The organism is Cytophagales bacterium (assembly GCA_033344775.1).
Classification (GTDB): domain Bacteria; phylum Bacteroidota; class Bacteroidia; order Cytophagales; family Cyclobacteriaceae; genus JAWPMT01.
Genome location: JAWPMT010000004.1, coordinates 712,598 through 738,724, shown reverse-complemented (window position 1 = coordinate 738,724; position 26,127 = coordinate 712,598). Strand labels below are relative to the sequence as shown.

The 26,127-nt window shown below is 40.7% G+C and carries 21 protein-coding genes, 1 tRNA gene and 1 pseudogene; 12 read left to right on the top strand and 11 right to left on the bottom strand.

The window, feature by feature from the left end; all coding sequences use genetic code 11:
• Positions 1 to 42: 42 nt before the first annotated feature.
• Both R8G66_11845 and R8G66_11840 read right to left on the bottom strand, forming a co-directional pair.
• A complete protein-coding gene (locus R8G66_11845; GenBank protein MDW3193053.1) occupies positions 43 to 3,648 on the bottom strand; it encodes a T9SS type A sorting domain-containing protein in 3,606 nt (1,201 codons plus the stop codon).
• 5 nt (positions 3,649 to 3,653) lie between these two features.
• On the bottom strand, positions 3,654 to 4,037 hold the full coding sequence (locus R8G66_11840) for a hypothetical protein (protein MDW3193052.1): 384 nt from the start codon (positions 4,035 to 4,037) through the stop codon (positions 3,654 to 3,656).
• 305 nt (positions 4,038 to 4,342) lie between these two features.
• Here R8G66_11840 and R8G66_11835 point away from each other — a divergent pair.
• Together R8G66_11835 and R8G66_11830 are read left to right on the top strand one after the other, a co-directional pair.
• Positions 4,343 to 4,417 (top strand) — tRNA-Pro (locus R8G66_11835).
• A gap of 240 nt (positions 4,418 to 4,657) precedes the next feature.
• A complete protein-coding gene (locus tag R8G66_11830; protein MDW3193051.1) occupies positions 4,658 to 5,902 on the top strand; it encodes a site-specific integrase in 1,245 nt (414 codons plus the stop codon).
• Here R8G66_11830 and R8G66_11825 read toward each other — a convergent pair.
• Positions 5,892 to 6,086 (bottom strand): hypothetical protein, encoded by a 195-nt coding sequence (locus R8G66_11825; GenBank protein ID MDW3193050.1) that lies wholly within the window; start codon positions 6,084 to 6,086, stop codon positions 5,892 to 5,894. The two genes, R8G66_11830 and R8G66_11825, sit on opposite strands and share 11 nt — an antisense overlap.
• 146 nt (positions 6,087 to 6,232) lie before the next feature.
• On the opposite strand from R8G66_11825, the gene R8G66_11820 reads away from it, so the two are divergent.
• The 3 genes from R8G66_11820 (at position 6,233) to R8G66_11810 (ending at position 10,433) form a co-directional block, all read left to right on the top strand.
• The gene (locus tag R8G66_11820) at positions 6,233 to 7,018 is read left to right on the top strand and encodes a hypothetical protein (protein MDW3193049.1); all 786 of its coding nucleotides are present in this window, start codon (positions 6,233 to 6,235) and stop codon (positions 7,016 to 7,018) included.
• Between the two features lie 188 nt (positions 7,019 to 7,206).
• On the top strand, positions 7,207 to 7,488 hold the full coding sequence (locus tag R8G66_11815) for a hypothetical protein (GenBank protein MDW3193048.1): 282 nt from the start codon (positions 7,207 to 7,209) through the stop codon (positions 7,486 to 7,488).
• A 1,643-nt stretch (positions 7,489 to 9,131) separates the two neighbouring features.
• On the top strand, positions 9,132 to 10,433 hold the full coding sequence (locus R8G66_11810; GenBank protein ID MDW3193047.1) for a hypothetical protein: 1,302 nt from the start codon (positions 9,132 to 9,134) through the stop codon (positions 10,431 to 10,433).
• 5 nt (positions 10,434 to 10,438) lie between these two features.
• Here the strand turns inward: R8G66_11810 and R8G66_11805 are convergent, their stop codons facing one another.
• Together R8G66_11805 and R8G66_11800 are read right to left on the bottom strand one after the other, a co-directional pair.
• On the bottom strand, positions 10,439 to 13,606 hold the full coding sequence (locus R8G66_11805) for an ATP-binding protein (protein ID MDW3193046.1): 3,168 nt from the start codon (positions 13,604 to 13,606) through the stop codon (positions 10,439 to 10,441).
• Positions 13,607 to 13,712: 106 nt separating this feature from the next.
• Positions 13,713 to 14,099, bottom strand: a complete 387-nt coding sequence (locus R8G66_11800) for a hypothetical protein (protein ID MDW3193045.1) — start codon at positions 14,097 to 14,099, stop codon at positions 13,713 to 13,715.
• 79 nt (positions 14,100 to 14,178) lie between these two features.
• On the opposite strand from R8G66_11800, the pseudogene R8G66_11795 reads away from it, so the two are divergent.
• Both R8G66_11795 and R8G66_11790 read left to right on the top strand, forming a co-directional pair.
• Positions 14,179 to 14,244, top strand: a pseudogene (locus tag R8G66_11795) (SEC-C metal-binding domain-containing protein).
• A gap of 84 nt (positions 14,245 to 14,328) precedes the next feature.
• The gene (locus R8G66_11790) at positions 14,329 to 17,964 is read left to right on the top strand and encodes a hypothetical protein (protein MDW3193044.1); all 3,636 of its coding nucleotides are present in this window, start codon (positions 14,329 to 14,331) and stop codon (positions 17,962 to 17,964) included.
• Between the two features lie 37 nt (positions 17,965 to 18,001).
• Here the strand turns inward: R8G66_11790 and R8G66_11785 are convergent, their stop codons facing one another.
• The 6 genes from R8G66_11785 to R8G66_11760 form a co-directional block, all read right to left on the bottom strand.
• A complete protein-coding gene (locus R8G66_11785) occupies positions 18,002 to 18,649 on the bottom strand; it encodes an ATPase (protein MDW3193043.1) in 648 nt (215 codons plus the stop codon).
• Entirely contained in the window at positions 18,618 to 19,016 is a 399-nt protein-coding gene (locus R8G66_11780) for a hypothetical protein (GenBank protein ID MDW3193042.1), read from the bottom strand. The genes R8G66_11785 and R8G66_11780 overlap by 32 nt, the downstream gene beginning before the upstream one ends.
• Before the next feature lie 75 nt (positions 19,017 to 19,091).
• Positions 19,092 to 19,373: a helix-turn-helix domain-containing protein gene (locus tag R8G66_11775; GenBank protein ID MDW3193041.1), complete on the bottom strand. Its 282-nt coding sequence runs from the start codon at positions 19,371 to 19,373 to the stop codon at positions 19,092 to 19,094.
• 324 nt (positions 19,374 to 19,697) lie between these two features.
• Positions 19,698 to 20,522 carry an RteC domain-containing protein gene (locus tag R8G66_11770; GenBank protein MDW3193040.1) on the bottom strand — a complete coding sequence of 275 codons (825 nt, stop codon included), beginning with the start codon at positions 20,520 to 20,522 and terminating at the stop codon, positions 19,698 to 19,700.
• A 492-nt stretch (positions 20,523 to 21,014) separates the two neighbouring features.
• Positions 21,015 to 21,536 (bottom strand): mechanosensitive ion channel, encoded by a 522-nt coding sequence (locus R8G66_11765; protein ID MDW3193039.1) that lies wholly within the window; start codon positions 21,534 to 21,536, stop codon positions 21,015 to 21,017.
• 35 nt (positions 21,537 to 21,571) lie between these two features.
• A complete protein-coding gene (locus tag R8G66_11760) occupies positions 21,572 to 22,078 on the bottom strand; it encodes a DUF2391 family protein (GenBank protein ID MDW3193038.1) in 507 nt (168 codons plus the stop codon).
• Between the two features lie 62 nt (positions 22,079 to 22,140).
• On the opposite strand from R8G66_11760, the gene R8G66_11755 reads away from it, so the two are divergent.
• The 5 genes from R8G66_11755 to mgtE all read left to right on the top strand — a co-directional run bounded on the left by R8G66_11755 (position 22,141) and on the right by mgtE (position 26,063).
• Positions 22,141 to 22,791, top strand: coding sequence for a hypothetical protein (locus R8G66_11755; GenBank protein MDW3193037.1), 651 nt, complete (start codon positions 22,141 to 22,143; stop codon positions 22,789 to 22,791).
• Between the two features lie 73 nt (positions 22,792 to 22,864).
• Positions 22,865 to 23,443, top strand: a complete 579-nt coding sequence (locus tag R8G66_11750; GenBank protein ID MDW3193036.1) for an RNA polymerase sigma factor — start codon at positions 22,865 to 22,867, stop codon at positions 23,441 to 23,443.
• Entirely contained in the window at positions 23,430 to 23,624 is a 195-nt protein-coding gene (locus tag R8G66_11745) for a hypothetical protein (protein ID MDW3193035.1), read from the top strand. The genes R8G66_11750 and R8G66_11745 overlap by 14 nt, the downstream gene beginning before the upstream one ends.
• 87 nt (positions 23,625 to 23,711) lie before the next feature.
• Positions 23,712 to 24,248, top strand: coding sequence for a hypothetical protein (locus R8G66_11740; protein ID MDW3193034.1), 537 nt, complete (start codon positions 23,712 to 23,714; stop codon positions 24,246 to 24,248).
• A 465-nt stretch (positions 24,249 to 24,713) separates the two neighbouring features.
• Positions 24,714 to 26,063: a magnesium transporter gene (gene mgtE, locus R8G66_11735; protein MDW3193033.1), complete on the top strand. Its 1,350-nt coding sequence runs from the start codon at positions 24,714 to 24,716 to the stop codon at positions 26,061 to 26,063.
• Positions 26,064 to 26,127: the final 64 nt, after the last annotated feature.

Below are 26,127 nucleotides of genomic sequence, written 5' to 3'. Positions count from 1 at the left end.
CCTTCACTGGGTTAAAATTTAGGCCAGTAAGTGACTAATAATTTATCTCCCTAAGATCCATTTTAAGGTTTGCGAAGACGCCTCAATGTTCAAAACACTCACATAAATACCAGGCTCCATACCGGAAGTAAGGAACTCGTACTGATGTTCTCCGCTATTTTGGAATCCCAGGTCCATGTGTTTGATTCGCTTACCATCCAGGTCGTAAATGTCCAGGATTACATTGCTTGCTTTATCAAGCTGGTAAGTAAATGATGCTAATTCCTGAACAGGATTAGGATAAACACTAAAGTTTTGATCCCCTAATTCAAGAGAAGTGGATAGAACGATCTGAGGCTCCGTATTGAAACTGATATTATCTACAACCCATCCGTATCCTTCTACAAATGGATCTGATTGCAGAAGAAAACGGACCAGGACCTGATCGCCTTGCTGGAAATCACCACTCTCATAAAGGTCTATCGCCTGTTCCTTGAAAAGATCTGCAGATGGAGCGGCGTTAGCGTCGGCATTGTAGGCCGCTAACCAATCGGCATGTTGCCGCGAATCATATCGAATCAACTCAATCCATTCTGGTTCCGCTGTTTCTAAGGGTAATTTCACTGCCTCGATAGCGACATAATCGTAGAATTGCTCACCGAAATCGTCTCCTGGCTCCACAATCGCAATGTCATTGTACCGAAGCACGGCCGTGTCAGCACTTAATTGAAAAGGTGTCCTTACCGTGAAAGCATAAGACTCACCTCCACCTCGATAAGGGTGTGGGGAGTGAAAGGCATTTCCCTCAATGGAAAGTGATCTGGACACAGCAAATCCGTCTATGATGAAATTCCCAACAATGTCGCCATCGATCGGATTGAAAAATGAAGTAGCAGGTTCATTCAGCAATACGACCCGTGAGGTCCCGTCTGTGGTCTTTTCAATGCCATTACTCCATGAGCGGTGGATGATGTCAATGGCTTGATCCCCTGAAGCATTGGCTAAAGCAGTGGTCAAGTCTATCGACCATTCCACGACATCCCCTGCTTCATTGCCCATTTGCTCGTGGATGACAATATCGTCAAATACATTTCTACTGCTTGTGGCGATGATCCTTGTAGAGTCATAGGCAGATTTTAGTACGGATGTACCCGATACGGTGGACCCAAACACCAAGTCATCCACCGTCAATAAGGGCGAAAGGAAAGCTGCAGGTGGCTCATAGCCTTCAAGCTCTGGTAAAGTCGCAGACCAGATACCACGGCCATAAGTAGCGATCACCACTTCATCGTTGACAATGCGCATGTCCCAGACTGATACAGCGGGTAAATTATGATCTGTTTTCAAGGCCCAGGTTTCGCCTCCGTCGAGGCTTTCTACAATTCCGATTGCGGTCCCGACCCAGATGATGTCATGATCAAACGGCATAACCAGTAGGGTAAACGTGGGCACATCAGGGAAGCCGTTAGTACTCTCTTGAATATTTCCATTAAATCCCGAAATGTCTGTCCAGGAGTCTCCACCATCTGTAGTTCTCAATATTTTCGGGCCATTGGCCTGAGAGAACAAGGCATAAGCGGTGTTTTCATCTGCCGGATGCGTATTGATATTCGTTACTGGTCCACGATTGGCCTCTGTGTATCCTTCCGTAGCGGCCCAATTGTCTCCACCATTGGTTGATCTTGCTATTCGGGCTCCATTACCGATGGAGGCACCGGACCAAACAACATCAGGATTGACAAGAGAGATGGCAACTCTTGTAATAGAAGGGTTGTATTGCCAGGTGCCCGGCATGGGCAAAATCTCCCAGTTATCGCCGAAATCCTGGGACCTGACTAATCCTTGAGGTGAGGCCATGAACACCAGATCCGGATCTTGTTTTGAATTTTCTACTTCTGTAGCAAAAGGACCACCCTCAGAAGGTAGATTGATGAAGTCCCAGGATTGGCCTTCGTCGGTGCTTTTCCAGATAGCATTGTTCTGAGCAGACTCGATGATAAGATTAGGATTTGTATAGTGCCAGGCCGCGAAGAAACCATCGCCACTAGGAGCAAGTCTCCAGTTACTATTAATGCCAGGGTCCACACCGGAGACCCAGGACCCATTATCTTGCGATCCTGCTACATATCGGTCTTCACCATTCTTTTTGTCTACCCCATAAAACTCCACAGAATTATAACCGCTGAATGTTCCGAAATTCCCACCTGTTCTGAAGTTTACCCATGCACCTGTCTGAGTGAATGTCTCTCCTTGATCTTTAGATAAGGCCATTCCTCCATCATTACCATTGAATATATAGTATTCTTGAGTCGCCTCGTTGATCGGAAGAAGGGTCAGATGATGGTGATCCACATGAACACCTTTTGACCCTACTTGGCGAACACCTTCAATATTGTATTGTCCATTGGCATCTATGAGCACGTCCAATGTGCCACTGCGTAATGAGTCGTTGAGTGCATCGGCTAATGTGATTTCAAGAATACCGCTTACGCCAGCAACAAATACACATGTATCTATATATGGGTGGACAGCAATAGTATTGTCGTACCAACCTTGCCTGTCCAGCCAGTTACCAAAATTATTCGCCGTGCCTTGTCCGATCACCCGAGACCAGCTAGCTCCCTGATCACCGGTCATGTATAATTCTGACTCAGGATTGTCATTCTCATCGATTTCCATCGCCAAGTAGAGCCGGTTGTTGTTGGTGGGAGCCATGGCCATTTCCACTCTTAAAAAGTCCTGATCCTCGTTGTGAATACTGTCCTGTCTAAATACTGTATCCCAGTTTTCACCTGCATCTATACTCTTTATAATTTGTACACTGTTGATACTAGCAAATTGAATATTGAAATTGTCAGGTGCAGCAATGATTTGTTGGATACGACTACCCGAAAGAAAGACTTGATCCCAGGAAGCTCCGCCATCCACACTTTTAAGTATGAATGAACCAAAACCGCCAGAATTGGTATCTGTGGTAGTCGAAGCTACTAATTCATTCTCATTGGTCTGATTGACGGCAATGCCTGTAATATTGGCAAATTTTGAATCGTTCAACGTGCTTTCAAGTACAGACCAGGTTTGTCCACCGTCAGTACTCTTCAAAATGCCATTACCCGTCGAAGGATTAAAAGCATTGAATCTTCTACCAGTGCCGGCATAAATAACATCGTTATTTGCGGATGAACCTGCAAGCAGAGAGATCCTTAAGTTTGGTAGGTTGTTGGTGCGATTAGACCAGGTTGCTCCACCATCGGTGGTTCTCCAAATGCCACCACCTGCAGAGCCCAATACCCAGGTATTTATTGAGGCATCTGAAGGATCGATCCAAATGCCAGGGGTACGGCCACTTACGTTTCCAGGTCCTTTTTCGTCCCAGGTCACCGCTTCAGTTCTGCTGGCTATAAGCTTCTTCGAGGCGGCAATTTTAGCAGCTGCAAATTCTTTCAGTTGATAACCAAATTCATACGCAGGCTTATCAGCGCCTGCTTCCGTTTGTAAATATTCATGCAATTGGATATACAGATCCGGACGATCCGTTCTCGGAAGCTTTGTATGTTCATTTGGTTGAGATTCCACTTGGGCAATGGAGCCGTTGCTGTTCTGGTAGTTAAGATAGATTGATCCCGCAACCACAGTTGTGATGACCAACGCGACGAACGCTTTTCTCATTCGAATTAGTTTTTAATGGGAGTTTTTACCCCTGTTTCTACATTGAATATATAGCCGAGTGAAGTGCCTGCCTGGTATGCGCCAGCAACGATAGATGCGCGTATCTGTTCATTGTCGATCCAGTCAACTTTACCTTGAGTAATGAAATCTTCAAGGATAATTTCCCCGTTACTCACATCGAAGACAAAAAAGCGAACTGAAGCAAATGCAGCATTTTTATCCTGTCGGACCTTGCTCACCAGGGCATGAGACTTCTTTTTATTAAAGGCTGTAACAGCTGAAGTGCCGAATTTTTCTTGAGTGATCTCTGTGAGCTCAATTGGGTCGGAGGCTTTGTCCTGACCTGTTTTAGCAGACTTGCATCCGCCAAAGCTGATAAAAACAGCCATACAAACTACCGTAGAAAGCTTTGATAAAGAAGCTATAGACATCATGAATAGTATTACAATCAGCCTGTAAAATAACCTCACTTTTTATCGACGAACTAATAATCGTGAGTATGCGCTACGACATCCGGGAGAGAATCTGGATGGACGAACAGTGAAGGTCCAAGAAAAATAAAAGTATGAAGGAAAAATTGGTAAGCTACTGTTTGATTATCCGAAAATCATGTACATTTGCGTCCGCTTTCAGGGAATGGAACGACATTTTTTGAAGCAAGCAAAAAGAATTAAGCCTAATTGAGGTTTAATCGCGGGGTGTAGCACAGTCCGGTTAGTGTACCTGCTTTGGGAGCAGGGGGCCGCAGGTTCGAATCCTGCCACCCCGACTATTGCGAAAGCAATACAATCAAAACCCTCCATACTTCACGTATGGAGGGTTTTTTATTTTATTTGGGTGTAAATGATCCATATATTTACACCTCTCTGGTGAACAATCCGGTGAACAAAACAAATTGAAATAAATACACTAACTTGTTGTCTATCAGTGAGTTAAATTGTATATTTAAGTGTAAACAAAATGGCAACTGGTGAACAGATTTTGTGTTCACTGCAATTTTCTAGACATTATGACTATCCATCACACCTTTTCAACGCTCTCTATTGTAAGAGCTAGCCGCTCAAAAAATGATAAACTCCCTGTCTATCTACGAATTACAGTAGATGGTAAACGTGCGGAGATCTCAACTAAAGAGTATGTGGATGGTGAGAAGTGGGACAAGGTACGAGGCAGGTTGAAAGGTAACTCTCAGGAGGCCAGGGAAGTCAATGGTAGGTTAAATACCTGGGAAACGAAAGTCAAAGAGCACTACAATCAATTCCTTAGAGATGACAAGCGAGTGAATGCCCAGGTCTTAAAGAATTCCGTGCTGGGGATTGCGGAGCGGGACAATGACTTTCTGTCTTACTTCGAAGCTCATGAGCAAGAAGTGAAGTCCAAGATCGGTATTGACTATTCCTCAGGTACCCACAAAAACTACATCGCCACACTGAAGCACTTAAGGACATACATAGCTCGAAACTACAAAGGTCAGGTTGTGACCCTCAAGGACCTGGATTATGATTTCCTTTCCGGTTTCGAATCCTTTCTGAAGCTGGCGGTTGGCAACTCGAATAATGGCTCTATCAAACACATACAGCGAGTGAAGCGGGTGATTAACCTTGCGATCAAAAGAGGCAAGCTTACAACTAATCCTTTTGCGACTTTCTCTGTCAAGAAAGAAAAGACGAATAGAGATTTCCTTTCGGCAGATGAATTGAGAGCTATTGAAATGGTTGAGTTAAAAAAACTGGTGCTGATCAAGGTAAGGGACATATTCGTATTCATCTGTTACACTGGCCTTTCATACTCTGACCTTGCAGAGCTTTCCGAAAATGAATTGATGAAAGGCATTGATGGCGATACCTGGATATCCATAGATAGAAACAAAACTGGAGTCGCTACCAGAATCCCGGTTTTACCTCCTGCGTTGGTCGTACTAAACAAATACCAGGATCATCCTCAGGCGTTATCAAAAGGTACCCTGCTTCCGGTCATGTCCAATCAGAAGATGAATAAGTACTTGAAAGAATTGGCTGAAAAGTGTGGAATTCATAAGCCTGTTACTTGTCACATCGGAAGGCACACATTCGCTACAACTGTAACACTGAGTAATGACATTCCTATTGAGACGGTGAGCCAAATGCTAGGCCACACCAACTTGAAGACTACTCAGATTTATGCGAAGGTGATCGAGAAGAAAATCAGTCAAGACATGAACAAGTTGAAAGGCTTGTATTCAGTCAGTGATTCTGATTCTGCAGTCAATCAATAAAATCTCTTACCTCCTCCATATCAATCCCGGTAAATTCAGAGAACTCACGAAGGGTCACCAGCTGGTGATCCTCTTTTTTTAGTTGCTTTCTGATTCTTTGAAGCATAAGCCTCCCGTAACGCTCACTTTTGCCAGTAATGCGCTGGATGTCCTTGGGATAGATTATGATTCGTTTTAACCTCATTTCTTAGTTGTCATGCTTTATCCATACTCTTTCCAGGAGGCATGTTCGGCAATAAGTACCAATAGCTATCAAAGCCGGAAACTCGCTGTATCTGCTATAGGTTAAATATGCGTTTTTTCAGCCGTAAACCAAATTTTTTAAGTTTTATGGCACGACAAAAAGGAATCATTAAACTAGAGGGAACCATCGGGGATGTGTCCTTCTACAAAAGCAAAGACGGCTATCTGGCCAGGGAGAAAGGCGGGGTTGATGCAGATCGTATCAAGAACGATCCAGCCTTTCAGCGGACCCGTGAAAACGGCTCTGAGTTTGGCCGGGCAGGTAAAGCAGGTCGGATCATTCGAAATGCCTTCAGGTTATTGATCCAAAACGCATCTGACTCCAAGGTGACGAGTAGGTTGACCAGGGAGATTCTTCGGGTGATTAAGACTGATGTCACCAATGCTCGAGGTGAGCGTCAAGTGACTGCAGGTGATCTCAATATTCTGAATGGCTTTGATTTCAACATCGAGGGCAAGTTGAGCTCTACTTTGTATGCGCAGTATGATCCGGTTGTAGATCGGGCAGCTGGCAGCATGGGCGTTCAGATTCCGGAGTTCATTCCAGGTAATACCGTGGCGTTTCCCTCCGGGGCAACTCACTTCAAGTTCCTGGTCGCAGCTGCAGAGATTGATTTCGAAAATGAAAGCTTCTTGTTCAATCAGGTCGCAAGCCCTGAGATTGAGCTTGGTCCTCAGACTGAAGCGGCCGCTGATTTCAATGTTCCGACTACTGCCAATAGCGAGTTGGACATGTTCCTGGTCTTAGGCCTGGACTTTCTCCAGGAAGTCAATGGAATCATGTATCCGTTGAAGAGTGGGTCTTACAATCCTTTGACCATCATAGCGATTGATGAAGCGCCAGAAGTGGCGGATCCGGCACCTGATGCATAATGATGTTCAGTCAGTATCGATCAAAGGCGGGGATATTCGGAGGGACAGTCCTTTCGATTATCCCTTCGCTTCATCTTCATGATGTTGGTAGAACAATCGTCCTGGCCATGATTGGCGCAACAGTCAGTTTTTTCGTTTCGATGTTTTTGAAGTGGATTGTAGCCCTGGCCAGGTCAAGACTTAAGTGATTGACTCCAAAAGAAAAGGCTACGCGCCCCGAAAGAAAAAACGAAAGCCTATTTATTTCAAAAAGAAAAAGGGAAAAAAGAAAATCGATCAAAAAGGGGGTGGAGGAAAAAAGCAAGGCAAAGCGCGCCAAAAAGGAAATAGAAAACCTGCGCTTTCGCCTTGCTTTTTTAATTGCGGGAGAGCCAAGCGGGAGCCCCCTTAACTTTGATGGATTTTTTTACTTGGAGAGAATTCCTATCCTAATGAGAAAACAACTTCCAATCTGTCGATCTAAGCTTTAATAAGTCTCAACTATTCTTAGGAAATAAACTCTGAGGATGAACCTAACCAAAGGGTGGGTTGGGTGGGTGCCTTAATCATCATCTTTAGTGCAGGTAAAAGAGCCTTCAGCCTTCCTAACGGCAGGTAAAAGTGCGGACGGAAAGCGGCTGCAATGAACGGAATGCAATGGAGTGGGTTGCGGTCCGACTGTGCGGCGAGCCGTAAGCGAGTATGAGGGCAGCCTACCAGAAGGAGGCTGAAAGCCGCCTGGGAGTGCGTGGCAGCTTTGGTCAAGCGTTGGCCAAGTGGGGCTGATACGGTACTGCCCGAGTCCGCAGGCTCGCATTAACTAGAGCAGTGGCTGGACACTAGCGCCTGGGTAATGGATTTGCGCGTTAGCGGGAAAGGGGCTAAAGTGGCCAGGGTAACTGCTGTGGCGCATAGGACAGCCCAAAGCAGGTTGTATGACAGACACGAAGACCTGAAAGGGAGCCAGTGTGTATGGAATGCCTTTGAAATAGAACCTTAATGGAATAGGCTCTGGCTAGTCTGGCGTGAAACCTGCAGGGCAACCGGTGCGCCACGCCGCTTTACCTGCGAAACCCGCCTTTTGTAGCTCCTCCATTGGTGTGCAGGAATAGGCAAGTGTTGCGGAGTGGCCCAATAGGGTTGACCCGATTTATCGGGAGGGTTAGCGGCCACTGCGGATCTCTTGCCGGACCCTATGAAATGGAGGAATAAAGAAAGGAAGACGAACAAGCACGCATTCGTTGTGCGCTGGCCGGTGAGGAGCTACAGTACCGCAGACTGGGGCTGGTATTGGAAGCACAGGGAATGGGTGCGGGCCTTGAAGCAGGTCACCAGGGGAATAAGCTTAAAGGCCAAAAAGCAAGTGTTCTGGAGAGGATTGTTAGGAGCAGTTGCTAAGTCTTTGCAGTTATCAAACAAATGAGTGCCTTCCATTGAATTTCTGGAGGCTTCCAGCTACAGATCTCTTGCTTGGCCTTAGGTGCATTGCATAATCAAAGGAGCAGGTACAGAGCACGCTTTTGCTGTGCGTGAGCCGCCGAGGAGCCACAGTACCGCAGGCCGAGGTTTGCCTGAGCGTAGGAGCGCAGCAAAAGGGTGCGGTTCCCCCGTAGAAATCGTCGCGTCAGGGATAGGAACAAAGTGCCGTGCACTGTGGATAGCCCGGCCTGAAAGGAGACGCCCAAAAAAGAAAAAATTGGAAAGAAATATTCACCTATTTAACATACCTCTTAGAGCCTATTTAATAAACACCGGTTGCAGGCCTGCTCTCTTCGCCTAGTTGCGTTAAGTGCCTTGAAGTCAAATTTTTTTCATAAAACTTTTTTTGTTTAAGATGTTTGTAATGTTTATACTGTTTATAGAAGGTCGCAGTACTCTTTCACCACTTGTATCAGTAGTTGTATCACTACTATTATCAGTACTCTTATCAAAAGTGCACAAGTAAATACTTATCGTTTTAAGGCTTCTTTTTAAGAAGAAAACTCTCAATTTAGTGGCCTCTAAACAAGGGAATTTTTAACGAAAGAAGAGTAGTTAATATCCAGTTTTTGAGTCAAAATAAGTTTGACGAAAGAAATGAATATTTCGAAGAATTCTGTGTTGTTGGAGTTATTGATAATAAAAGATTTCATGAATGAAGGATTATAACATAGAAAACTCTATCAACCTATTCCATTCCGATAAGACTAAAGAATATTTTCGAGAGGTAAGTAGTTCATATTATAATGGCAACAACAGAGCAGCTGTGGTTACATTGTATTCAGTTGTAATATCCGATCTATTATTTAAGCTGGAATTTTTAGTAGACATATATAATGATCAGGTTGCAAAAGAAATTCTATCGAAAATTAAAGAGACCCAAGATTCTAACCCAACTAACCCTGATTGGGAAAAAGACCTTGTTGAAGAGATTCTGAACAGAACCAATCTATTAGACAATGTTGATAAAGCTCATATTCAAGCCTTAAGAAACGATAGACATCTATGTGCCCACCCAGTCCTTAACAAGGAAGATAAGCTGTACACTCCAAACCCGGAGACGGTGGCCTCACATATAAGGAACATGATTGAGTCAATTTTCTCAAAGCCACCTTTACTGTCCAAGAAGATTTTACCAGCAGTATTAAGTGATATTTCTGATAAAGCTCAGGTCTTATTCGATGATGAAAGCATGAAAAAATATCTAGTTTCAAAGTATTTAGAAAAACTTACAGATACTGCGGAAGTACAGATATTTAGAGATTTATGGAAATTTGTTTTCCGGCTTGATGACGAAGAATGCATCAAGAATAGATTTATCAATTTCAGATTCTTATATATCCTTTACAATAGGAATCCCAAGCTTTGTATTTCAAAAATCGATCAAGAACCTGATCATTTCTACCATATATTGGACTCTCCGGATACTATAAATCTCTTAATAAGGTTTACAGCTGAAAATGAATTTCTTTACGATAACTATCGTGATGATGTTAAGCAGTACATAATTAACCGGAGTAAAAACGCACCCGATGAATATGCGTATGCATGGTTTTTGTCGGCATCATACAAAGACCATCTTGATAAGATTAAGTCAATAAATACACTGAATTTTCCAGATATTTTCACCAACGACCCAAGAGGGCAAGTCTATTTCAAGGTCCTGACAATTGGACTTTCCAAGGGATATCATGAGGAAGTAAGCGAATTTATTGTTTGGAGATATTCATTTGTAAAGCACTATAATGATGGAGACAAAGTTTTTTCATCAATTGTTTCGCCTTTCCTAAAACAACTTACAGATAAACAATTGATTGAGCTTTGTGAAGGAGCGAATAATAACAATCAGGTATATGATAGGAAAAAGGCAAAAGAAGATCATAAGTTATTGAAGCAGCATATCGAAAATCGAATGCCTGATTTTGAATTCGAGAAATTCAAAAATGTGTTTAATTGATAAGCTTAATTAGATTCAGAAATCATCAATACCTTTAAATAGTATTCGAAGCTTTTGAATAAAGCATCACTATCGTATTCTTCGCAATGATCATTAATTAATTTGATCGAATGTCCCACATAGTGATACAGATCGTAAAATGCGTTTATACTTCTAATTTTACCAGTCATTGCCTCGTATAAGATTACTTGAATTTTTTCACTTATTTGCTCGGACTTAAATGACTGGAACAAGCTCAGTTCTCCTAAAGCAGAATGGTATCCGTCTGAATATGATGCTACTTCTTCAGGTGCCAAGTTGTTTTTCTGGATGTAGTTAGAGTTTCTTTTGTTTAATATGCCGTTGTTGAAATTTTCCAATTCACTTGTTTTGTATGACTTATCTTCTTTGTTGACTTCATAAGGCACACCCAAGGTCTTCAATAATTCAATATTGGCTATATCAGAGTCAGCTACACGCACTGAAAAATTTCTCATGACTAAAACTCTCACGATTGTTTCAGACCAGGAAGAATTTAGAACATTGATTATTTCTTCAATCCTGATGCTGTTATGACTGCTATATGGTCTCAAAGAATATTCCGTTCCGGCAAAAAAGATGTCTTTAGAAAATTCGTTTATGTATATAGGTGATAACAAAAACCAATTCACATGTAATTGATGAATGTCAAAATTTTCTTCAAGGAAAGGGATGATTTTCTTAGGAGCATATTGTTCAATAAAATCTAAAAGCAATCCTTTATATCCCTTTTCCGATCTCTCTTGGATTCTTGTGATGAGTTTGACAGAATGCACCATTTCAAAAAGTCCCAGAGACTCAAAAACATTTAATGCTGCATAGATACTTATGAGGCAATAGTCTTTTCGGCTGTAGTATTTATTTAGAAATAACACTATCCTCTGAATTTCGATTTTTCTTTTGTCGTAAACAGATAATCGAATAAAAGCCAAAATCTCACGCCACGAATCAAAAGAATCTAGTTCTCGAGCACTTAATATCAGCTCGGGAAATGATAAGCTCAGGAAGATATTGTCTTCTTTGCGCTTACCTTTTGCAAGAATATTTCGTTGCGCTGACATCAAATAGTGATGAGCAGACCAGTGTGAAAACCCATAGCTTTTTAATAAACTCTCAAAGGTTTCCACTGCCTCGGAAGTCTCCCCATCCATAAATTTTGAAATGCTTCTGTAAAGTGAAGAAAACTGTCTCCCCAAAACTTTATGGGAATAGACGTTTTCAAGTAAGTAGACAATATTATCCGGATGAAAATTTAACTTGTCATTAAGAATTTTGTCAACCTGTTCTTTAGTTAGTGCTTCCCTGTGATTTTCAAAGAAAAATTCTTCTTCATCTATGCTGTCGAAAAACCTATCTTCAAAAGATTCTAAATCTCTCATATCCTCAGAAGAAACTCTTTTCAGCAAACTCAAGTCTCTAGTTTTAACGAAATAAACCATACCAAATAGATATCCCGAACTCGTTATCTGCTCTTCTGAATACCCATTGAACAAGACGGCTTTGGTGTATGTATAAAGGAACTCATCAATATCGAAGACCCAAGTATATCTACTAACAAGGTTTAATATGATACTTAGATCAAAGTAGTTGTTTGGCTCTAGATCGTAGGGGCTAATTTCAATTAACAACTCCCTCAATGATTCATAAAAGTCAGGTATCACCTCAAAATCAACTACCTCTTGAATCAACTTATTAAATATGTCAACTCTTGAATAAAGCGTAACGACTTCCTTAATCGACGTTTTATCTATTTTGAATGAATCAAACCGAGAAAGAAATTTCTTTTCGAGACGTAGCACTGATGCTACAACTAGATCTTTTACTTGATTCTCTAACTGTGAGATGTCAATTCCTTCAGATAGAAGAAACGTATTGAAACTATCATGAAATAGTGAAATTCGATTGAGTTTTATTTCGAAGAGATATGGATGTTCCTCGATAAACTCATTCACATAACTTGAAGCCTCCTTTTCTAAGAATAGCGCTATCTCACTTTTCATGTAGAATGAACTAGAACAAAGAAAAAGACCCAGAGACCTTTTGCTCTTTTGATTATTTACTAATTCGGAGTAGTAATCATTTACACTGGCAAGTTTGGAAAGCTTAGGTACGGCACCATTTAATTTATAACTCTCAGCTACATACCTTACTAGTATTGGGTAACCATCGGTAATCTTATAAATGTCTGAAGTAACACGATAGCTTTCTATATGGTAAAGCTTTTCAAGCACTTTATTAGTTTGGGTTTTATTCCAATTTTTCAAAAGTTGCTTTTTCCAAGGGAGCTTCTTTGCTAGGGGACGAGACAAGACAATTACCCTACATTGGACCTTGGCTTTTGAGATGAATTTTATGAACAGTTCTAAATCTTGAGGATTGTAATTTTCCACATGATCAAGTCCATCGATAAGGAGCAAGTATTGTTTTGATTCAATTTCGTCAATTATCTTTTTTTCGTCTCTTACTACTAAATCACCAAATAGTTTTTTTGATAAGTCAAAAAGAAAGTTGGCAAATAGAAGTCTATCGCGATAATATTTATCCTGATTTGAGACCCAGAATCTGTAAAGAACATTCTTGGAGAATCGTTCTTTTATTTCATTAACTAAATGACTCTTGCCTACTCCTGGTTTTCCTTCAATCAATAGAATTCGGTCGAATTCCAATATTTGTAAACCCGTCGCAATAGATTCTTCTACAAGTTCAGTCAAAAAGACATTGATAGTGGGTAATTCCTCTTTATTGATTTTCAACCGGCGGAGATCAAGCTTTTCATGAAAGAATGAACGTATGTCAAAGAATCTAGAATAATTATTTGGGTAGAGAGTCTTAATCCTTTCTTCGATGGATTGTCTGTTGATAGAAACGAAATGAAGGTTTCCCTTAGAATATGAAGGAATGCCAAGTACAGAATTGTTCGGGGCTATTTCAATATTCTTAAAGAATAAAATATTTGTTCCTTCAGATAATTTATGCTTTGTTTTTTTAATGATAATCTCATTGTCTTGGATTATCACATCCTTAAACGAAATAGGATCTATATCCTTAATTTGGCAGTTGAGTTTTTCCTCTCCAGAGATTATGGTTATGTCATCAAAATTGTGATCAACATCCGATTCTATTTCAATAGTGTCTAGAATCCTTTCTACATCCATTATGGCTAGTATGAGTTGAGCGACTAGGTGCTGATATGTATATCCGATATACGCATTCTTCATTTCAATTACCCTCAATATTCAAATGGATGATAGAACCGAGCCCCTACAGGAGGATGAAAAGCCTGAACGTTAATCTTGCCGAAACCTGCCTAAAGGCGTAACCAATTATGGCTCCAACCAATGTACCAACCGTTACACTGTCTAAAATTTTAGAATAGCCCATTAGAACGACAGAACCGAGCAAAACAAATACTAAGACTATATCAAATAAGTAAGTGTATAGTATTGTTTTTCTTACTCCAGAAAGGTTTTGCATAATCTTGTCAACAGCTACTTTGAAATTTTCACTGTTCATAAACTTCCAGAGTTGAACACTAGTCATTTGCTGGCTCCACATTTGAATTTTTTTTTGAAGTTCCTCTTCTTCCAACTCTTTCCTTGACTTTTTAGACTCTTGACCACTGTCCATATTGACTTCCTGATTACTCATTTCTTTTCCTATAAATTATTGACAAAAGGGATGGCAAAAAGATAAATTACATCTTATATGCAAGATAAGGGTTTTATTTATGAGAAAGATAGGTCGAAATGATCCTTGTCCTTGTGGGAGTGGCAAGAAATTCAAGCACTGTTGTAATAAATCGTTCAGCAAAAGATTAAAGTCAACCTTTTCTAAGTTTAGTTTCAAACGATACTTTAAAAAGTTCAACAGTTATGATTTGGCAATTCTCTTTGCTGCTCTATCAATTGATCCAAGAAATCATGGAAAAAACTTACGGCTTGATTATTTGACTCTATTAGCATTATCGTGTCAGAACAAGACTGATTTGACCGTAAACCCAATAGAACTTAAGAGGGTACTTGATCAACACTTGCCACATTTTGTCATGGAGGATCCTCCAGTAAACATGTTCACGGAGAATGTGATGACAACTGTAGGCAACAATGTATTGTTTGGAGGAAACTTTGAACAAGGAGCCTTTACCCTAAATCTTTTTATAAAGACTCTCAACTATGATAAAGAGCTTTTCAAGAAAGAAGTTTATGTAAAACTGAAATCGGCTCTCACCTTGTTGCCATGGATTTCTAATTCAATCGCGTCAAAGTTAGGTTTTGGTAGAAACTTGAGTGGTGAAGCGAATGGTTCAGAGATCGACTTTCAAACGGACCTTGAAAAGGCAAAGTATTCCCTATGGATTGATAAGGAAAGTGTCCGTTCATTTTGTAGGAGCCATAAGTTGGAAGAAGAGGTTATTAAGGATTTCTTACTGACATCTGAAGATGTAAAAAGTTCTAAACCATCACTTGAACATTATGAAAATAGCCCTCTTTGGTCTAAACCAATAATCGAAACTAATCGTGGTTATTTTGTAATATCACCAACAACCATTTTATCCGCACTAATCCACTACACATTAGTTCTCGTCTCGAGATCAGGAATAATATCGGGGTTTACTACAAGATACCATCAATTGGCTAGGAGTGACCTGCACTTTCAGTTGGGGAGAATCGGATTCGAAAAAATTAAAATAGAGAAGAATAAGAGATGGAAAGATGAGTTTGATTTTGAGTTATATGAATTTGATTCAGACAAAATTGCTCTTATAACTTTTACAGAGGATAAAGGAATTAACTATAATCTCCGTACACCATGTCATCCAGACCCTAATTCCTCTAGCCCTAAAGTCTTGTCAATAAGAAGTGAAATAAAAGAATCTGTCAGTAAGAGCTATTCAGATAAACAGATACTGCAAATCGACCTATATAGCTCAATAGGAAGGGAATATCTGTTATATGGTGGATTTGAAGACGAGGAATACGGGGTTATTTCTACACTCTACCAGCTTCTTTGTATTATCAAAAACGAGGACTTAGATGAAATGTCTTTGTGGTATTTTGTTCGAGCTAAAAAGAAATTTCAATTATCTGTTGAACTACCCCCGTTTACATCATTTATAGATTTGTTTGCATTCTACAAAGTGCATAATTCATTTTATCTAGGAGATGATGAAAAGCCGAATGGAATAATGATTCCTCCAGGTTTTGGAATTGATATCATAAAGAAATCTGTAGAGTTTGAAGACCCTTTGATTGTACATCATAAAGGTTATTCTGCTAATAAGGTTTACATGCTTCCTGTAATTAGGGAGGTGAGCTATATTGATAAGTATGCAAATCGTGAAAATATCCCATTATTCTTTGATTTCTATTTAAAGGATTTTCCTGTTGACGTATGGATTCGGGCTAATAGAAAGATTAATTCGATTCCTAGAGATGAGAGATATTTTTACTACGAATTCGGCGAAATGCTGTGTTTTTGGATGAATGAGATTCGATCTGAAGTTTCACAGTTCATAAATAAACTTCCTTTACAAGTTCTTTTCCTCTCATTCGACTTTGAAAATCCAACGCATTTCTTAGACCCAACAACAAGGGATGAGGAAAGTCCTGAAATTCATGAACTTTTCAAATTAGAATTAGCAAGGGACCAGATTCATATTGTAATTCCAAATGCCCTAAAATATTATTTAAGATTAGCTAACAATGAGGGTGAAAGGATTCTTCTTATGGTCATTCTCGGTGCTTTGATCCCCTTAATAGAATTACACAGAAACGAAACAAACCTTTCTCCAAATGTCATATCGCAGATCATTAACAAAGTAGCTCCTATTGGTCTAAAAAAGATGTTTCTGTACCCAAAACATACTAGTGATATAGCATATAGTCCAGTTAATCTGGTAAATCCACGATATCTGCAAAAAGAGAATAAGCAACTAATACTTGACGATATTATTCCAGAGCTTGGAGAGTTATGCCCACCAATTGGAGATATTGACAACAATACTAATCAGTTAGACTTAGTGAAGAATATACTTCAAAAGGTGCTTCTCCCCAAGTTAAGGTCATATCTAGAAGGTTATGATCCATATAAACAAATCAAAGATTTGATGGCTTTAAATGAAAGTTTATTGCATCAGCAAGCATTGAAAAGAATTCAATCACCAACTAGAGCTCACTGTTTTGTAAAAAATGAAGACATAATAGAAAAATTATCAAGCGAACAAAAACGACTTGATGAAACCAATATCGCCGTAAGATGCTTAATTGAGCACATTGTTGCTGAACCGGGAACTGGAACAAGACAGCCAAACCAACAAGCTATTGACGATTTAATTGCTATCATGTCCTTAATAGTTTATTGGGGGGGTGTTCAAGACGAAATTCGATATCGACTATTTAATAGGCGACTTATGGTTTTACCTTCTGGGAGGATTGGAGTCAACGCCAGAGAGACTTCAGAAAAATACTTGAATGCTTTTTTAGAAGCTAGAAGTAAGGAATTCCTTTATGACTCTACCGATAAATTTCATTTAGAGTTTAGTCCTGACGACTTATCAAGATCCAAGTTGCCCGAGAATTTGAATACGTCATTTAATGAAGTCTTTGGAATATCGATTTTTCAACTTGGAGGGATTATGGAATGTTTGAGTATGATCGGTTTTGAGCAAAACTCTCCCGTATACATCATTAAAATTGATGAACTCATATCCAGAATTCAATTAGAGTTTGAAGGAAAAATTTCTAAAGAGCAAACGCTAGCAGCTCTATCTTTTCTTAGTCTATCAGATCGCGGCAGTATTCTTGATTTACCAGAAGGAGATTTTCAAATAAATGATGTGCTTCCATGGAAATTTACCAGAAGACTCTCATATCTTTCGAGACCACTAATTCAATTTCATGAAGCGGATAATGAAACATCTATTTTGTGGACTCCCCGGCATGTAGACAGATCATGGCGTTATCTTATTAATCTGCTTATCGCAGGACGATTTAAAGCACCCGCTGGCTCGGCATTAAACCGAAGTATTTCCAAAATCTCTCAGAAACGGGGTAAGAAACTGCAAAAAGAAGCATTTAATATCCTCAAAGAATTCAATTTCAGTGTTTTAGAGGAAGAGGTTGAGATTAATCAGAAGAGCAGATTGAAGAGTAAGATAAACTTAGGAGATATAGATATCCTCCTTATCGATAAAAACTCCAAGTCTCTATTTTCAATAGAATGTAAAAAGACAGAACCGGCTAGAAATCCGAGAGAAATGATCGGAGAAGTTGATAAATACTTCGATGAATACTTCCCCAAACACCAAAAGAGACATGACTGGTTAGTGATAAATAAGAAAGAGGTATTCAATGCATATGGAATTGACTTCAAGGAGTACAGTATTTATTCACTTTTTCTAACGAATGAAGCACTTTCCCTACAGTTCATACGTGAACTCCCGATGCCTATGATTTCTTTATATGATCTTAAAACAAAAGGTTGGGATAACATAATGAGAGAAATTGCCAGTTAATGAAGCATTCGACATTTTTGCATTTAGTTGTGAATTGTCATTTCCTCTTATCCCTCCCATTCTCGAAACTGATCAAATTGACCATTTCACGCATCCTACTTCTTACCCTATTGCCATAGAGTTCGTCCATTTCTGAGCTGTTGAGGTTGGTGGTTAAGTGCGTGAGCATGCCTTGCGAAATGAATAGGTCATATCTGGAGAGGAGGATTTCTGCCATCACATTGCACTCATTACCAAAGTATTTTAGGGTGTCTTCGGATCCCAGGTCATCAAAACAATAAGTCTTGGGTTGCCACTCCATGTTGTTGTGTCTAAAGGAGTGGTCGCTGTAACGCTGGATTACTTTGTAGCCTTCCTGGATGAATTCAAATGAAACCTTTCTGCAAGACACCATGGTGTGATGGTTGTGAGCTGCTGTGATGAACCGGAAGAGGTTCATGAGTGAGGTCTTACCGCAACCCACTGGCCCGGTCAATAGTATGCCCTTCCTGAAGCTGATGCCCAATTTTTTGGCGTTTGCCTCATCTCTCATGAAATAGACCAGGAGTTTGAAGATTACTTCATGATCCTCGTCCACTATGCGAAAGTGATCACCGTAGAATCGCTTTCCGGAATGCTCGAGAACAGAAAGGCATTCGGAGAATGGAAATATGTCAGAGTGGTTCGCTGTAGTCTTTGTCTTCATTGACGCCTTTGTTGATTGGTTTCTTTACTGTGTTGTAACTGTCACTCTGGGTGGACTTGGGTTTGCTGTAACCGAAGTAGAACATGTTGACCGTACTGCCCTTCAAGGGATTGTGTGACGGATGATAATCGATGTAATCCCATTCATGAAGCTCCCGCATGCACCTGGTGTAAGTATTGGTGGAACCGATCTTTGAAAGATGCATCAGTTCTTGTCGCGCTACTGATATTGGATTTCTGAATCGATTCATGTTCCACAGCTGAAATAGTGCCATGTAGAGGCCTAAGTGACTCGAGTTGAGCCTAGCATCAGCCTCTACCCTGGCAAAATAGCCGTTGAGATGTGCGATGTAATTGACATTACTCATGTTAACATCCCCCTGCACCCCCTTCCGTACGACGGACCGAAAAGGGGGATTCAGGAGTGCTTAAGTATCAGACATCTACTGTAAAGCGTTGTTGTACTTGTTGTTATCGATCATGTCGATGATGTCCTGGTATTCGTAGAAGATAATTCCCTGTACTTTGGTGTAGGGCAGATGTCCATTTACTCGTAGGTTCTGCAGCGATCCTGCTGAGATCTTCAACATCCTTCTTACTTCTGAAGACTTTAGCCATTGCCGTTTTGGACCTTCATCAGAGTTCTGAATCAATGAATGTAATTCTCCTAATAGTTCTGTTTTGAATTCACGGAGATCTTCTTTAGTGATGATTTCTGTAGCCATAAGAAACGTTTATTTGTTTTTGTTTTCAATGGCTCAAATATGAAAGGTGGCAATAACTTTTATTCCCAAGTTGGTACCAACTTGGTATTGCTTTTTAACGGATTTTAACAAAAACTCATCGTTTTAGGCACTTTTTGATACTGGCAAAAGCAGAATGGAGCTGTTTCCATCTGATTTTCTGCAGAAAATGTGAGTTGAGCGCATGAAGAAGCTTGAAATTTTGAATGCATTCCTGAAATCAGCGCCTGATGACAGGAGAATTGGCACTTTTTAAGCCCATTTAGCCTCGATTCAATAAATGCCAACTTGGTACCAACTTGGTATTTATTCGTCATCGTTATCATCATTCATTCGTCTGAAAACGGCTTTTTTGAGTTTGTCGAAGAATGCTGTTGGATTCTTCTTTTTCTTAATGTCATGGAAACCTCGATAGACATCCCCTAAATCTTCGTCATACATCAAACTCAACCATTCGGCGTGTCTTTTGACGTCTCCTTCTGCATCTGACAATTCTGATAGTGCATAGGAGGTCAAGATCAAATCAACTTTAGATCCTTTGAATTTCAGGGGTTTAGGTAGCTGTTCTGCTGGTTGTGATTTAGTAGTTTTCAACGCTGCTAGCTGTTGCTTGAGGAATTCTTGATGCCTTTTTGTGGCTATCAATATGGAGAGAGTCGTATCTGCAGGAGAACTAAAATCTGTTTCAGTAGAAACTTCCAAATGATCGTGTATTTCTGGATCGTAGGGGATAGGTGTAAAGTACGTTTCATCCATCTGAGTAGAATTCATTCTCATGTAGTTGTGAAACACTGAAAATTCATAGAATGGTGCGTTACTTCGTTCCAGGTTCTTATGGATATGTGCTTTGAATACTTTTGTCGTTCCTTCTGGTTGGGACTTGTAAAATTTCAGAATACACCTTTGATAAAACAGCTCGGAGTAGAATAAGGGTTTAATGGTCTTGAAGAACTGGATATGCTCCTCCTTGTTATGGTTTGCTTGGATGTACCTCTTTTTTAGGTCTTTATTGAGTTTCAGGCAAATCTTGATGTTTTTAGGAATGATTTGGATAGGGTCTTGATCCGTGATGTGGAGCGGATGTAATTCGTTTGATAGTCGATCCAAAAGATCACTGTAAAGTTGTTGCATGTTCTCACTTCATATAAGTTGTTAAGTTGCCATGTCCTAATAAGGGCATGATTCCATACTAGTAATGGCTTACTAGCATGTTAAAATAGTAAGTGAGCTGTGTTCTTGATCTGGCCTTAAAAACGACCATAATCAAATAAATGTTATGCAAATTTCATGCTGAATTTGCAAAAGAATGTGAGGTTTTAGAGGTATTTGTTTTCGTAGGCAACTCAAAGTAGGTGAGGGGGAATTTCAGGGTTTGATAATTCTTGCAAAATCCGCTTCTACTATGCGAGATCCGTGAATTTTCAATTGATTTAACTCTACAAATTAGCCAGTGCTTAATCGCCTGTTTCCGTCATTTTACTGACCATTCTCGGCTCTTTATCGAAGTTATTGCTTGGTCCCTCGTCCAGGAATTAATTTCACCATCATAAAATAGTGAGTATCTATTTTCCATAGCTGGTTCTTAATGAGAAGCGATGCGTCTTTGATGTGTCGCTTTTTTCTTCAAGATTTTCGTTCCTTCAAATGCACAATGGATTTTTGAATGGCCAGGTTGTTTGGATAATAGATCTCTTGGCCGTCTTCTCTTCTAAGTTGGATAGAAAACAGTGAAAGGCCAATCACTTCTCCCTCAGCAGAGTTGTCACCGTCCACAATCCTCACTTTTGAACCAATTCGAAATGGAAAGAAGAAAAACAGAATCACGGACGCAGTGATGTTACTAACAATAGACCAGGTTGCGAATAACCCTACGCCGACGACTGTCAAAACTGAGGCCACATAGACGGACAGTCCTTTAAGTGAGACTTCCCAAATGATTCCTAATATGATGATGAACAGAACAACAAGGCCAGCACTGATTGCTTTCTTGATGTATGTGGCACGGGCATCCTCGAAATTGAACCGGTCTGCTCTTCGAATCACTTTTCTTGAGAAAAGGCGTCTGGTCAGTAAGTAGAACAAAATCGTCAGGAAGGTAAGACCAACCTGAAATAAGGGATAATTGGCCTGGAGTTGCTCAATCATGTTAATTGGATTTGAAAAAGATAAAGTAGATCATACTATTTGATGGAGTCGCTAAGTGTACCGCTCATTGCTGCAGGGAATGCCACTATAATGATTCTTTTCATGGCCAATACATTGTCCACTCCCCAGGGACACTTGTCTATCAACGTTAGAATAATTGCAACAATGGCCATGGAAATCAGGTAGGTACCCAATACACGTTTAACAAACTCAAATTGATGCCCTTTGAAGGCAATCCGATAAAAGTTGAAGTAGATAAAGATGGACGTGAGAATCAATGAAAAAAGGGTGATACCTATGATGTTAGCATTCGGCAATTGCTCCGCCAATTGCCAGGCTTCTTCTGTGAAAGAAACAGGAATAGCTAACAATGCAGACCCTACGGAAACCTGGAAGATATCGCGTAGTTTGAACTCTACCATCAGAGGCCTGAGAACGTAGTTCAGTATTTCACCGGACTTATTGGCGACGGGAGTAACGCGGTGTAGATAGCCACCAATTCTCTTGTCGGTAGAAGGTTTGATCTCAATCTTCTCTTCCATCTCTTAAAATATTTTTCCTGTAAGATGTGACTAAAATTCAATTCTTCAGTCTCAAGTGGGTAATGAAAAAGTTTATACACTTTGCCTGGTTCGCCCTTTTATTAGTAGGGTGTACCAATGATCCTCCCAGGTTTATTGAGGATGCTGATTCTTTGGCTGGTTCTGAGATTACTCAGCCTGATGGTTATTTCGGACAATCGCTGCAGCATTTCAGAAACGGAGATATGGCTTCAACATTCGAAAGCCTCGAGGATGCCATCTTTTTCCTAGCCACTGAAGCAGACAGTGAGGATACGGTTCATAAAGAGACTATGGACTTTGCTATAGGTGAATTGGAGTCTTTGAAAGCCAGTATTGAAGAAGGGAGTATCATCCGGGATAAAGAATTGCTCGCTACTTTCTCCAGTGTGGATCGAACGATAGCCAGTTATCATCTCGGGTTTGTAGAAACCTATTACTGGAACGGGGGTGAAAACAAGGAAGGTTTGAATAAACTCCTGGCAGCAGTAGTGAGGATTACTTATGCCGCGCAATATCAAAATTATCCGCTTACCGAGGAGGAACAAGCCATTATTGCAAGTATTACTTCCTTGCTTGAAGAGGCAGAACGTTCGTCTCCTGAAATTTGGGAAGAAACCAATGGGGTAGTTAAGCAATTCAAGAAGGCGCTTAAAAAGCAACGTCAGGGTGTGACGATAAAGCAACCTTCTTAATCAAAAATGAAAAATTCACGCATTAGTAAATAAGGTCAATTGCCTGTAGCTTTATTGAGACGGGCAATTGCTAATGGAGCAGACATTGGACAGAAAAGAACTTAGGAAGTGCTCAGACGAGGAGCTCATAAGCCTGATTGTAGACCACAGTCGGGCTGATTTGTTTGAACTGATCTATGATCGGTATGCACGTAAGATCTATCAGAAGTGCCTGAGCTTTACGAAGGATGATTCAGAGGCGATGGATGTGGCTCATGATATTATCGTGAAACTTTTTACGCAATTGACGAAATTCAGTGGCAAATCCAAGTTCTCCACCTGGGTGTATAAGGTTACTTACAATTGCTGTGTAGACTACCAGGCACAGAAGAAAAAAAAGTTATCAATATCGGAGGAGTTGGCGCTCGAAGCTGGAAAATCGGAGCCTTCTGATGTTCCGGATGATAGTGAATTGATGGAGTTGAGTATCGATACACTCGAGGAGTTGATGGAGCTTTTGACTCCAGCAGAAAAGTCAATCATTCTGATGAAATACCAAGATGGCATGTCCATCAAGGAGATTGCTGTGCTCACTCAGGCTGGTGAGAGCTCCGTGAAAATGAAATTGAAAAGAACAAAAGCAAAGTTGATTGCACTTTATGAAAAACGATGATGAAGAAAATCCTTTTGAAAACCTGAACCAGGTTGAAAAGGTACCCACTGATCTTAAGGAGGAAGTGATGAATACCATTGAAAATGACCTGACCGATGATGAGGGTAACATAATGGAAGATGTATCTGAAGAGGAGGTGTTCAAAGTGGTTCCGCCAGCTGATGAGAAACCTAAGGATTAGTTGCATCCCAGGGTATCAAAATAATAGTTCGGTTGTTCGTGTGACTTTTCAGGGATTTGCCGTCTAATATTCATCAAGTAAATAAAGATGAAATCGCTTATACAACTTACAGCACTTTCGTTGCTGATTGTGGCCTCTTCCTTGATGTGGACGAACGCCGCAGCACTGTCTAGCATAGCTGACGACAAGGTGAAAAGCACCTTCAATCGGATGTTTCCAAAAGCAAAGAATGTAGCCTGGGAATCCAATGACGAGGGGAACCTGGTAGCGTATTTTGTGACCCGTGATGGTGACAAAGAAGTTCACTTTCAACCCGGAGGTCAGTGGTTACACACTTTCACAAACGTTGAAGGAAGAGATCTTCCGGTAGATATCATCAATTACCTGGATGATCAATACAATGGAGCTACCATTTATGAATCCAAGACTTATGAGGATCCTGAAACGCCCTTAGCATACAAGATCGTCATTGCCTTAGAAGAAGATCAGAAGGAGGAACTGACCTGGGAAGAAGATGAGCTAGTCGTTGTAACTGAAAGTGAAGTATCGGACTGGCTGATTTACCTTGAGTTGACCTTCAACGGTGAATCGGAGATGATCTCTGTGAAAAGGATAGAAGACTAATTGTAGTTGTTTTTGAGTTTGACCCTGTAATGCCTCGCGACACCCAACCCGAGGCCATTACACCTTTAGTTGTTTGGCCCTGATTATGGTACTACCTGATCAGGGTTTTCTATTTCTATCGGAAATTTTTTCCAATTCGACCTGTGACTTTCTGTGTAATTCTCAGTCTAATGATCACTAAATCGATGAAGAAGTGTTTTTCTAAAGGGTTAGCAATGGGTTGGTGAAGCGATAAGATACTAGCCCGTGTACCCTGAGGAGACATGGTCGCCTCGTGCGACCTGTCTTTCATCCATACGAGTTGGACGCCTCTTGGCTTTGAAGATTGAGATTTGGTTTTAAAATACTCTTGACCTAAGAGAGTCTACTCGACAGCTGTTTTTCAGTTGTGCGGCCCTGATCCTGGTTGATCAGGGTTTTTTATGTAATCTCGACTAACTTTTGAGTGTCTTAATCCTGAACGCAATGATCATTGAAAAGCCCTGGGAAATCATCAAAGAACAACTTGTATCTCCTGATCCTGAAGTCATCAAGGAATTCCTGGAGGAAATGAGGTCAGAGGATGTAGCAGGAATAATAAGTCACCTGGAAAAAGAGGAGCGGGTCCAACTCCTACATGTATTGAAACCGGAAGAAGCCGCGGAATTGATCGATGAGATCCCCTGGCAGCAAGCGGTTAAAATCCTGGAAGATATGGATGCTCAGGAAACTGCTGCGATCCTGCAGGAAATGCCCAGTGATGATCAGGCAGACTTTCTTGCGGAGTTTGAGACTGCCAACCAAAATGCAGTCCTGGATGAGTGGCAACCAGATGCGGTGGAGGAAGTCAAAAAACTCATTCAGTATGACGATCACTCTGCGGGTGGATTAATGATCACGGAATTCCTGGCTTTTGATGAATCTCTGACTGTAGGCGAAGTGGTCAAAAACCTGAGTGACCATGCTGAGAAGTATGAACGCTACAACCTGCAATACATTTATGTGACTTCTCACGATAAGTTCGAGGGGGTTTTGCAGATGCGAGATCTCCTGCTTAGAAAACGGAATACTCCTCTTTCTGATATTGTGTTGCGGGATGCGATCACTGTGAATGATGACGATCACCTGGATGAATTGATTAGTTTTTTTGATACCCACGATTTCTATGGGGTGCCTGTTGTCAACCAAAAAAGAGACTTGCTAGGAGTGGTGTTACGGAAAGACCTACGTGAGGCAGAAACCGAACAAATCAACTACGAACATTTGGAAACACAAGGTATTGTCGGTGGGGAAGAGCTCAGGACGTTGCCGATACTTACAAGAGCCAAACGACGCTTGTCCTGGCTGAGTGTAAATATTTTACTAAACATTGCCGCAGCCAGTGTCATTGCTGTTTATCAGGATACGCTTTCAGCGGTTATTGCTCTGGCGGTGTTTCTACCCATCATTTCTGATATGAGTGGCTGTTCGGGAAATCAAGCCGTGGCGGTTAGTTTGCGTGAATTGTCCCTGGGGGTGATCAAGCCTTTTGAATTGGTAAGGGTATTGTGGCAAGAAGCTACTGTTGGTCTGATCAATGGTCTGGTACTCGGTACATTGATTGGATTGGCGGCCTGGATATGGAAGGGAAACATCTATCTTGGATTGGTTGTAGGTGGGGCGTTAGGAATCAATACGCTCATTGCTGTATCTCTGGGAGGAGCTATACCTTTGATCTTGAAGCGATTTAACGTGGATCCTGCATTGGCATCGGGCCCATTGCTGACGACTATCACAGACATGTTGGGTTTTTTCCTTGCATTGACATTTGCCAGTACACTCATGCCCTATCTGTAATTTCTTCATTTAACGGGACATCATTCATGTGACTTTTAAGACAAAGTCCGGTCTAATAAGCGAA